Below are 9,509 nucleotides of genomic sequence, written 5' to 3'. Positions count from 1 at the left end.
TTTGCGCTGCATCGCTCGACCGTGCTCTTTTCTGCCACCGGATTCGCCGCCGACTTCTTCCATCGCCAGTACGCCGTCGCCTCGGACGACCGGCGGTTCCTCATGATCCGCGCAGTGGGCGGCGGTGCGCCGGACAAGCTGGTCGTGGTCGAGAACTGGTTCGAGGAACTGAAGGCACGCGACAACGGGAGGAAACCATAAACTGCATCCGAGCACAGGTCAGAGCCCGATCCGCAGGGATCCGCGCCGAGCGCTTCATCGTGGAGAGCAAGACCACGGCGGCGCTGCAGCATCAACACATCGTGGCGCTGTTGCTCATTCGCTCATCAAGGCGTAGTCGCGCTGGTGTCGCAACGTGATCATCACGTCTCGCATCGAGGTCCGTATGGCGGAACCGAAGACACAACCCACCACCGAGTCACTCACGTCGTACCTTTCGCGCATTGACGATCCGGCGCGACGTGCCGATTGCGCTGCGATCGCCGAGATCATGACGAAAGTGACGAAGAAGCCGGCCGTGATCTGGGGTACGGCCATTGTAGGCTTTGACACCTACAAGATGGAGTACGCCAACGGCAAGACCGGTGACTGGCCGGTGCTCGCCTTCGCGGCCCGCAAGAACGACGTCACGCTCTACCTCTCCAAAACGGTGATGGACGAAGAGGATTTGGCCGCCACCCTTGGCAAGGCCAAGCAGGAAGGCGGCTGTCTGCACATCAAGAAATTGACGGACGTGAACCTGAAGGCGCTGCAGCAGCTGTGCGCGCGTACGGCCAAAGGAAAGGAGGCGTAGCGACAACCGCACCCTGAGGCCACTTTAGCGGGGTGAATTCCCCACGGGAACGACTCTCGGCCGCCCTCGCCGACCGCTACCGCCTCGAGCGCGAACTCGGCGCCGAGCGCTTCATCGTGGAGATCAAGACCACGGCGGCGCTGCAGCATCCGCACATTTTGCCACTGTTCGACAGTAGCACTCCCGACGGCTTCCTGTTCTACGTGACGCCCTACATCGAGGGCGAAACGATTCGCGACAAGCTCAATCGCGAAACGTAGTTCGGTGTGGACGAAGCCGTGCGCCTCACACGCGAGGTGGCCGATGCGTTGGACTACGCGCATCGAAAGGGCGTGGTTCATCGCGACATCAAGCCCGAGAACATTCTGCTGTACGATGGGCGCGCGATGGTAATGGACTTCGGCCTCGCGCATTACGGCGAAACTCATTCGGCTATCGGATGGCTTTACGCTATGGTCACAGCGCTTCGACCGAGACGCGGCCGACATCTTTGCGGTGCAGGACGAAGTCGCGCGCTCGGCGGTGTCGGCATTGCAACTCAAGCTGACCACGGTGCTGGATTCGGGTGGTACCGTTGGTGGTACACGCAATGCCGCAGCGTACGACGCGTATCTGCTGGGGCGCTATCACTGGAATCGACGCACCACCGACGGGATGATCGCGGCGACCGCAGCCTTCAAGAAGGCCGTCGCACTCGACTCGATGTACGCGCAGGGTGGTCAGGTCTGGCCGATGCGTACGTGCTGTCCATCCCGGCGGAGTGCAATGTTCCCGGCATCAATCCGGACTCCATCCTGACGCTGGCCGAGGCATCGGCTCGGCGTGCGCTCGCGCTCGCGCCCAAGCTGGGTGAAACGTCCTCCTCACTCGGCGAAATCCTGGAATATCGCGATCGAGCGGACGATGCGCTAAGAGCGTACGAGCAGGGGATCGCGTTGAGTCCAAAGTGCGCGACGGGTCATCAGTGGTACAGCTATCATCTCGGCAATCGAAACCGCTGGTCGGAAGCCATCGCCAAAATGGAAATCGCCCATCGGCTGGATCCTCTGTCGCACGTCATCACGTTGTCGCTGGCCATCGCGTACGACGGCGCGGATCGATTCGCCGAGGCAACGCCACTGTACGACCAAGTGCTCGCTCAGTCACCCGAGGCATGGTACGCGTGGACGACTTTCGTGGGGCATGAACTGGCCCTTGGCAAGATCGATGCGGCCATCGACGCCATGCGAACGTCGAGCGGGAGTCGCGCCGACACCGCACCCCTGATGCGCGCCGCTCGGGGGCGGTGTTCTCTTTTCTCGGCTCGCGTCTTCGCGCGAGTGCGACGTTTCGGGCCATGGCGACGCGTGCGGGATACACGCGGTTCGATCGTGTGGCGGTGCGTCGGTGATGGACGTGTGTACAATACGGCGTACACGATGACCAGCAATGTAGCTCTTCGCGCCGCGTAGCGATCACGCTACGGCTTCACCGTCGTCAGCAAGATCGCCTTCAGCGAATCGCTCGACGACGGCAGGTCGCTGGCTCCCGCCGGGAATCCGTTGAAGCTCAGCACGTACGCAATCACGTCGGCCATCTCGGCGCGCGTGTAAACGCCGGGCGTATCGCTCGGCATCGATGACAAAATGCGATCGTGCAACACGTGCAACGATTGACCGCTCCAATTGCTCAGGAAGGCGCCGCCGGCGAGCGCAGGCGACTCGTCCGCGCCAGCCAGCGTAGCGGTATGGCACCGCTGACAGGTCCGGGCATACGTGGCTTGCCCACGCTCGGCTTGCGCTGCACTGAACACGCTATCCCAGGTCGTGCGCTCGCGACGGCGCGCATCTGCAACAGAGGATTCGGCTCCCACCGCCGGACTACGCATCATCGCCATCGCCGGCAACAACATGATCGTTGCCAGCACGGCGCCACGGATGCGCGAGCTCACTTGGCCGCCGCCGGCAGGCGGTACGCGATGTACTCGCCGGAATACGCGCCGCCACTCACGGCGACCACGATGTACTGTCGTCCCTTGAGCGTGTACGTCATCGGTGATCCGCTCTGCTGCGCCGGCATCTGTACCGCGCCGACCTCCTGGCCCGTGGCTTTGTCGTACGCGCGTAGCATCGCACTGCGCGGTCGCGTAGGCAGTGTGGTCACTTCAGGGTCGCCCGCGATGACCAACGTTTTCGTAACGAGCGTGCCGACGTAGCCGGGTTGTCCCGTGCGATCAATCGTGAGCCCTTTGAGTGCCTCATGATTGCGCACCGCGTCAGGCGTCTCGCCGTGCGGCACTTGCCACGCGAACTCACCCGTTTTCAGGTTGATGGCAGTGATCGTGCCGTACGGTGGCTTGAACAGCGGCAGCCCCTGCACCGATAATCCACCCACACGCGGGGCTCCGGCGGGCTGCGGCGCGAGGCCGCGTACGAAGTCCATATCCGATACACCAGCCGCGGGCGGCGTGAGGCCGAGCACCGATGGCGAGTAGTTCGACGCGGAGACGTACAGGATTTGCGTAGCCGGGTCGTACGATCCGCCGCCCCAGTTTGCGCCACCGTTGGTCGGTCCCTGCGAGAGCGTCCCCAGCAAGCCCATCGCGCTACTCACAATGGGCGGCGTGAAGATCGGTCCCAACTTGAAACGGGACGCGACGGCCACACCTGCATCCTTGAGCGCTGGCGTGTAATTAATGAGATCGTCAAGCGACACACCGTTGCGCGCGAACGCTTTGGGTTTCGTGGGCATGGGTTGCGTGGGCGAGTACCACTCACCGGGCACGTTGCCCTGTTCCACCGCGATCTCATTGATCGGCCATACCGGTTTTCCGGTTACGCGGTCGAACACGTACAGGAGTCCCTGCTTCGTGGGCACAGCCACACTCTTGATCGCTTTGCCGCCCACCGTGATGTCGGCCAGAATCGGCGCCGAGGCGAGGTCGAAGTCCCAGATCGGGTGATGCACCAGCTGGAAGTGCCACTTCTTCACACCAGTCTGCAGATCGAGACAGACCAGACTCTCACCGTACAGGTTGTCGCCCGGGCGATGTCCGCCGTAGTAGTCGCCGGTCGGTGATTCGACGGGCAGATACACGAGTCCGAGTGTTTCGTCGATCGTGAGCTGCGTCCACACACCGGTGTTGCCCGCCGTCTCGGCGGAGTTCGCGAGCCACGTGTCGTAGCCGGCCTCACCCTTTTGCGGAATCGTGTGAAAGATCCACAGGCGCTTGCCCGTGCGCGCGTCGTAGCCGCGGATGTAGCCCTTGTTGTTGCGCATCGACTTGGGCGTTCCACCCTCGCGGAACGCCGCACCGATCACGATCACATTGCGCGCGACGACTGGCGCACCCTGAAAGCCGGCTTCACCGGTGATGAGATCGGGCAGGATCGACTGATCGAAGTCCGTCTTGAGATCCACAACACCGCTATCACCGAAGCTGGCGATGCGTTCGCCCGTTTTGACATCCAGCGCCACCATGCGGTAGCCAGGCGTCACGTACAGAATCCGTGCGCTCCGGCCGTCGCTCCAATACGACAGGCCACGACCCGACAACGGTCGCGCCGCCGCCGCCCCGCGTGCGCCTTCGTTTTCGATGTGCGTCCACAACTTGGCACCGGTGGCGGCATCGAGCGCCACCACGGCTCGGCTTGTTCCACCCGTGGCATACAGCACACCGTTCACCATCAACGGCGTGCCCTCGAGCTTGAACTCCGGACGCGGGCCGAGCGAATCGGTCTTGAAACGCCACGCCACTTCGAGTGAGTTGAAATTCGCCGCCGAGATCTGGTCGAGCGGCGAGTATCGTGTGCCGCGTGTGTCACCGGTGTGACTGGGCCACTCGCCCTCGGCGGTGGTGAACGGACGTGGCGCTGACTGTGCTGCGCCGACAGAAGCCAACGACATGGCGCACCATGCGAACGGTGCGCCACGGAGAAAGGAGCTGATCAAGGTCATCGCGTCAGGGAATGGGCTTCTTGGCGGCTTTGGCTTTGCGCGCCGCCACGAGTTTGTCGAATTCGTCTTGCTCGAGATACGTCACATCGATCCAGTTGTGCGCCATCTCATCGACCGTGCGATCGCCCCAGCCCACCCACTGCGCAGGGTCAGGGTTGGTGGGGTTGGCCGCCGTGTTGTCATGCCACGCGGTGAAGGCCAGCGTCGTTCCTTTCGGCAGCAGCGGCGCGGAGTTGGCGGCGTACACGTAGTTGATGTGCCAGTTCCACTGGAAGTTGTTGACCGCGCTGAGCACTTCTTTCCGTCCGTCGGGGTAGATCGCTTCCAGCGACATCGCTTTGCCGCGCATGTGCATATGCGGCTGGAAGTTTTCCAGGCGCGCGGGCGCTTGCAACACGTAGAAGTTCTGTGTGATCGTCTTTTCGTTGGGCGGGATATCCAGCTCGCGGTCGCGCGACAGGTCGAACATCCGCAGTACCGTGCGATGCGACGGTACGAAGCCTTTGGGATAGAAATAGACCGCCATCTCGACCTGACTATTCTGGATCTCTTCGCCGATGGCATGCATGTGCACTTCCCATCGGATCTGCGATCCCGGCAACATCAACTTGCCCGCGTCTTCGGGAAACATCTGTCCGGTTTTGCCGACCGCCCATTCCATGAACAGCCCGGCATTGGACTGATGATCATGCGCGGTGCTCGCCAACCCCGTGACGCCCTGCTCGGGTTGTAGCAGATACGCCAACACATGGTGCACGATCTTGCGATCGTTTCCGCGCACCGGCTTCACTTCGATCGCGCGCACCCAGCGCGGCTCGGTGAGTCCCGTAGGCACCACCGGTCGAAACCACTTGTCCTGCGTTTTCGCCGCGAGGGTATACGGTTTCGAGCGCACGATCAGATCGGGGGCGCCAAGTGAGTCGGCCAACTGCCAGCGATTGGGATCGGGAAAAGTGATGGCGGGTGGCATGTGCTGCGGGTCGCCCATTGGCGTGCCCCCGTCCACCCAGTTCACGATCGTGGCGATCTGCTCGTCGCTCAGGCCACCATCGTTCTTGAATTCTTGGATGCCGATGGTGCGATCGATGTGCCACGGCGGCATGAGTCGATCGGCGACTTTGCTGCGGATGCGTCGAGAATATTTTTTCGCGTCTTCGTAGGTGAGCAGTGACATCGGCGCGATCGACCCGGGCTGATGACACGTCTGGCATTTCTGTTGCAGAATCGGCGCGACGTCTTTGGTGAATGTCATCGCGCGCGCGCTGCGTGTTGCGACGGCAGTACCGCGCGCTCCAACGGACGCTGGTACGGGGCTGCGAACGCTGGCGAACGGGTCCTGCGCCTGAGCGGCTGCGTTACGCCCCGCCAAAACGCACAGCACCGCGGCGAGCGGCATGAGGCGGGCAGCGCGACGGTTGGGCATCAGAAAATACCTCATCGAGAGAACGCGATTGGACGTCATGGGGTCACCGCCACCTTCACGAAACTGTTGGTCCAGCAGCACTGCGCGTGTCCGGCGGTCATCACGTTGGAATCGTTGGCGCGCACGCGGATCACGTACTCCCCCGCTTGTGCGAACGTAGCGGTGGTGCGACCGGTCCCGCCCGTGGGCGTGAGCCGATTGGTGACGGTGCCGAACACCACATCGCCTGGCCCCTGGTGCGCGAACCATGTGAGGTCCACCGGGGCTTTCGTTTTCCCATCGTCAACGACCTCCACGGTGAGCTCCACGGGCTTGCCCACGGTCGCCCGCAATGGACCGACGGTCACCCCGAGTGGTCCGCGACCCTCCGCACCGGTCGACGAGAAACGGAGCATCGGCGGCGTGTTGTCCGCACTCGCTTCCCCTTGAACCGCATCGATCTCCCAATCCGGCTTGAGACTTCCGGGGATCGCGAAGGTCTGCCCGCGGTCTTTCAGCGTCCACACGACGGACTTGTTGCCGAAGTCGGCGGGCACCACCACCGCGAACACGCCCCACTGTCGACGAGGCGCGAACGCCGTGGGCTGCCCCTGATTTGGCAGACCGGGCGCGATGAAGTTGCCGTCGCCGATGGGCACCTGCATCTGCTCGGCGCCGTTGCGATTGAGATAGCCAAAAGAAATACTGTAGGTGCCATCGGCATTGCGGTACCAGCCCTCGAAGACCGGTGTCACCGACTGGCCACTCGGGCTTTGCGGCGCGAGGGAAGACTGCGACGACGCGGTGGGAGCGAGAAGCACGATGGCGAGGACGAACGTTGCGAGACGCAGCGAGGTAGGAGCAGGACGCAAAATTTGCCGCCTCCGAGGTGGGAGAATTCTGCCCTAATTACGGACTGCTTCGGGTAGACCGCAAGGACGGTGAGCAGGTGACCCAGTACCCATGACCCATGACTCCATACCTCATGCCCGCAGCCCACGGCCGAGTTGCTGGTGGCTGTGGGCTGGAGGCTTGGGGTGATGGGTCGTGGGTAGTGGGTAATGGGTTTTCTTCGACGCGGCGGCAGGCGACCCAAACACCAGTTCTTCCGTTCTGCAATGGCGGACGGCTGAACGGCTACAACGCGCGTTGACTCAGTGTCTCGGCGAATGTTCGCCCTTTGCGCAAACCCCCTCGCCGAGCCGACCGTATGGCCATGCCGCATTCGCGACCGCTGTCGACGCGCTTCCCGGAGCGTTCCCTCTGGACCGTTGCCGATCTGGAGCAGTTGCCCGACGACGGGAACCGCTACGAGATCCTGTACGGCGAGCTGCTCGTGACGCCGCTGCCGTCAGTGGGACATCAGGGGGTCGCGAGGCGGCTCTGTCTGCTGATCGCGCCATGGTGTCGCGCGCATACCGGCTGGAAGATGCTGAGGCCGGGTGGTGTGTACGTGAACGAGACCAATTGGTTCGAGCCGGACAACGCGGTGTACCCCGCCCCGGAGTTTCCCGAACGCCGGTTGCAGGAAATGCCGCCGCCGGTACTCGTGGTCGAGGTGCTGAGTCCGTCCACGCGCAAACGCGATCGGCATCGCAAGCGGCCAGCGTATCTTGCCTATGGCGTCGCAGAGGTGTGGACCATCGACTAAGCATCGAGAACGATCGAGCGGTGGACAGCCGCCTCGGAATTTCCGGAAACGCTGCGCGACACGTTTCCGTGGACACCTGATCCCGCCCTGCCCTCACTCGTCGTCACCGACGCCGAACTGTTCGGGCCGTAGTCCACCAGCCGCTGTTTGTCGGGCTCGCCGAATGGCCCGGCGGCCTGCAATATTCCGTTGATGCAATCGTTCACCGACTATTTCGCCACCATCCCGTCCGCGCATCGCGCCCTGATTCTTGCGGGCGGCATCGCGTGCTTTTGGGCTTGGGAAAGCGTAACGCCGTTGTTCGGCACGACGTACCGCAAGGGCGCGCACGCGCTGGTGAACGTCTTCTTCACCGTTACCACCATCGTGGTCAACTTCGGGCTGGCGTTCCTGCTGCTGCGCGCGTCCGAGTGGGCCGTCGCCCACGACTTCGGCGTGCTGTACTGGTTACCTCCTCGACCACTCTGGCTGGGCGCCATCGTGGGGCTCCTGCTGCTCGACCTGGTATCGGCCTGGCTCGCGCATGTCGTGTCGCACCATGTGAGGCCGTTGTGGAAGCTCCACCTCGTGCATCACAGCGACACTCATGTGGATACCACCACCGCCAACCGTCACCACCCGGGTGAGAGCGTTGTCCGCTTCACCTTCACAGCATTGGCCGTGGTCGTCACCGGCGCGCCGCTCTGGATGGTGTTCCTTTATCAGGCCCTGAGCGTGGTGCTGAGCCAATTCAACCACGCCAATATTCGCCTCCCCGCCGCACTCGATCGCGCGCTGTCGTGGGTGATCGTGTCGCCCGACATGCACAAGGTGCATCACCATTACGCGCTGCCGCACACCGACTCCAACTTCGGCAACATCTTCTCGATCTGGGACCGACTCTTCGGGACCTTCCGCACGATCGACCGGCGCGAGCTCGTGTACGGCATCGACACGCACCTGGATCCGCGCGAGCACGAGTCGATCCCCGCGCTGCTCACCATGCCCTTTCGGCCCAGGCCGTAACCCTCGCCGATACCCTCGCCGCGCCCGCTGCGGGTCACACCGCCCTAAAGCGGATCATTTGCCCCCAGCCCGCCCCGGCCCCAACATACAAGGGTCCGCCTGCGTTGCTCTTCGCATCCCTCGGGCCACGCTGGCCCCTGCCCCTTCCAATCACCACCGACAGCCCACCACGCGGCCGTCCCCGGGAGTCCTTCGTGAGAGCGTTTCGTGTTCTCCTCGGCCTTGCGGCGCTCGCCGCCGGATCGCTCGAGGCCCAGCAGTCTTCCCGCACGGAGCCGGTTGCCGGTCTGCGCGACAACGGCACGGGCTTCCATGCCCTCGTGGGCGCGCGCGTGGTCACGGCCCCAGGTCAAGTCCTCAACAACGCCACGATCGTCGTCAGGAACGGCCTTATCGCCGCTGTGGGCGCCGGGATGGCACCACCAGCCGGCGCACGCGTGTGGGACCTCAAGGGCCTCACCGTGTACCCCGGCTTCATCGACGCCTCCGCCGATCTCGGTGGTGATGCGCCCGCGCTGGGTGGCGACGTGGGCCCTACGCACTGGAATCCGCAGGTTCGCGCCTGGTTCAGCACCACGGCCAACCTCAAGGACGATTCCACACGCCGCACGGCGCTCCGCTCGCTCGGCTTCGGCGCAGCCCTCGCCGTGCCGCGCCAAGGAATCTTCCGCGGCACGGCGTCGGTGGTCAACCTTGGCGACGGCGGCATACGTGAACGCGTG

General features: G+C 63.6%; 11 protein-coding genes and 2 pseudogenes. 9 read left to right on the top strand and 4 right to left on the bottom strand.

Features of this window, described 5'->3' with window-relative positions:
* The 6 genes and pseudogenes from ACESNG_RS10530 to ACESNG_RS10505 all read left to right on the top strand — a co-directional run.
* The coding region (locus ACESNG_RS10530) for a hypothetical protein (protein ID WP_373068886.1) at window positions 1-201 on the top strand (201 nt) is incomplete at its 5' end.
* A gap of 154 nt (window positions 202-355) precedes the next feature.
* Window positions 356-793, top strand: coding sequence for a DUF1801 domain-containing protein (locus ACESNG_RS10525; protein ID WP_373068884.1), 438 nt, complete (start codon window positions 356-358; stop codon window positions 791-793).
* Between the two features lie 32 nt (window positions 794-825).
* Window positions 826-1,053 (top strand): hypothetical protein, encoded by a 228-nt coding sequence (locus ACESNG_RS10520; protein ID WP_373068882.1) that lies wholly within the window; start codon window positions 826-828, stop codon window positions 1,051-1,053.
* 6 nt (window positions 1,054-1,059) lie between these two features.
* Window positions 1,060-1,257: pseudogene (locus ACESNG_RS10515) on the top strand (protein kinase domain-containing protein); the annotation flags it as partial.
* A gap of 31 nt (window positions 1,258-1,288) precedes the next feature.
* The gene (locus ACESNG_RS10510; RefSeq protein WP_373059883.1) at window positions 1,289-1,591 is read left to right on the top strand and encodes a hypothetical protein; all 303 of its coding nucleotides are present in this window, start codon (window positions 1,289-1,291) and stop codon (window positions 1,589-1,591) included.
* A complete protein-coding gene (locus tag ACESNG_RS10505; protein WP_373059881.1) occupies window positions 1,534-2,244 on the top strand; it encodes a tetratricopeptide repeat protein in 711 nt (236 codons plus the stop codon). Before ACESNG_RS10510 ends, ACESNG_RS10505 begins: the two co-directional genes overlap by 58 nt.
* An 8-nt stretch (window positions 2,245-2,252) precedes the next feature.
* On the opposite strand, the gene ACESNG_RS10500 is transcribed toward ACESNG_RS10505, so the two are convergent.
* Genes ACESNG_RS10500 through ACESNG_RS10485 form a run of 4 tightly spaced genes read right to left on the bottom strand, consistent with a single transcriptional unit; the run spans window position 2,253 to window position 7,003 of the window.
* Window positions 2,253-2,723 (bottom strand): c-type cytochrome, encoded by a 471-nt coding sequence (locus ACESNG_RS10500; protein WP_373059827.1) that lies wholly within the window; start codon window positions 2,721-2,723, stop codon window positions 2,253-2,255.
* Window positions 2,720-4,678: a pyrroloquinoline quinone-dependent dehydrogenase gene (locus ACESNG_RS10495; RefSeq protein ID WP_373068880.1), complete on the bottom strand. Its 1,959-nt coding sequence runs from the start codon at window positions 4,676-4,678 to the stop codon at window positions 2,720-2,722. Before ACESNG_RS10495 ends, ACESNG_RS10500 begins: the two co-directional genes overlap by 4 nt.
* A gap of 55 nt (window positions 4,679-4,733) precedes the next feature.
* On the bottom strand, window positions 4,734-6,152 hold the full coding sequence (locus ACESNG_RS10490) for a cytochrome c (RefSeq protein WP_373059823.1): 1,419 nt from the start codon (window positions 6,150-6,152) through the stop codon (window positions 4,734-4,736).
* A 35-nt stretch (window positions 6,153-6,187) separates the two neighbouring features.
* Complete coding sequence (locus ACESNG_RS10485) at window positions 6,188-7,003, bottom strand: hypothetical protein (protein ID WP_373059821.1); 816 nt, start codon at window positions 7,001-7,003, stop codon at window positions 6,188-6,190.
* Between the two features lie 338 nt (window positions 7,004-7,341).
* Between ACESNG_RS10485 and ACESNG_RS10480 the strand changes: the two genes are divergently transcribed.
* From ACESNG_RS10480 to ACESNG_RS10470, 3 genes and pseudogenes are all read left to right on the top strand, one after another.
* Complete coding sequence (locus ACESNG_RS10480; protein ID WP_373068878.1) at window positions 7,342-7,782, top strand: Uma2 family endonuclease; 441 nt, start codon at window positions 7,342-7,344, stop codon at window positions 7,780-7,782.
* Window positions 7,783-7,974: 192 nt separating this feature from the next.
* The gene (locus ACESNG_RS10475; RefSeq protein ID WP_373068876.1) at window positions 7,975-8,787 is read left to right on the top strand and encodes a sterol desaturase family protein; all 813 of its coding nucleotides are present in this window, start codon (window positions 7,975-7,977) and stop codon (window positions 8,785-8,787) included.
* Between the two features lie 194 nt (window positions 8,788-8,981).
* Window positions 8,982-9,509, top strand: a pseudogene (locus ACESNG_RS10470) (hypothetical protein); the annotation flags it as partial.

This window comes from Gemmatimonas sp. (genome assembly GCF_041689975.1).
Classification (GTDB): domain Bacteria; phylum Gemmatimonadota; class Gemmatimonadetes; order Gemmatimonadales; family Gemmatimonadaceae; genus Gemmatimonas.
Note: the sequence above shows the minus strand (reverse complement) of the source record. Positions and strands in the feature narration are given on the sequence as shown.

Excerpts from the sequence above, each read along its gene's own strand:
- ACESNG_RS10495 (WP_373068880.1), bottom strand. The coding sequence starts at position 4,678 with ATGTCGTTGGCTTCTGTCGGCGCAGCACAGTCAGCGCCACGTCCGTTC.
- ACESNG_RS10490 (WP_373059823.1), bottom strand. The coding sequence starts at position 6,152 with ATGCCCAACCGTCGCGCTGCCCGCCTCATGCCGCTCGCCGCGGTGCTG.
- ACESNG_RS10480 (WP_373068878.1), top strand. The coding sequence starts at position 7,342 with ATGGCCATGCCGCATTCGCGACCGCTGTCGACGCGCTTCCCGGAGCGT.
- ACESNG_RS10475 (WP_373068876.1), top strand. The coding sequence starts at position 7,975 with ATGCAATCGTTCACCGACTATTTCGCCACCATCCCGTCCGCGCATCGC.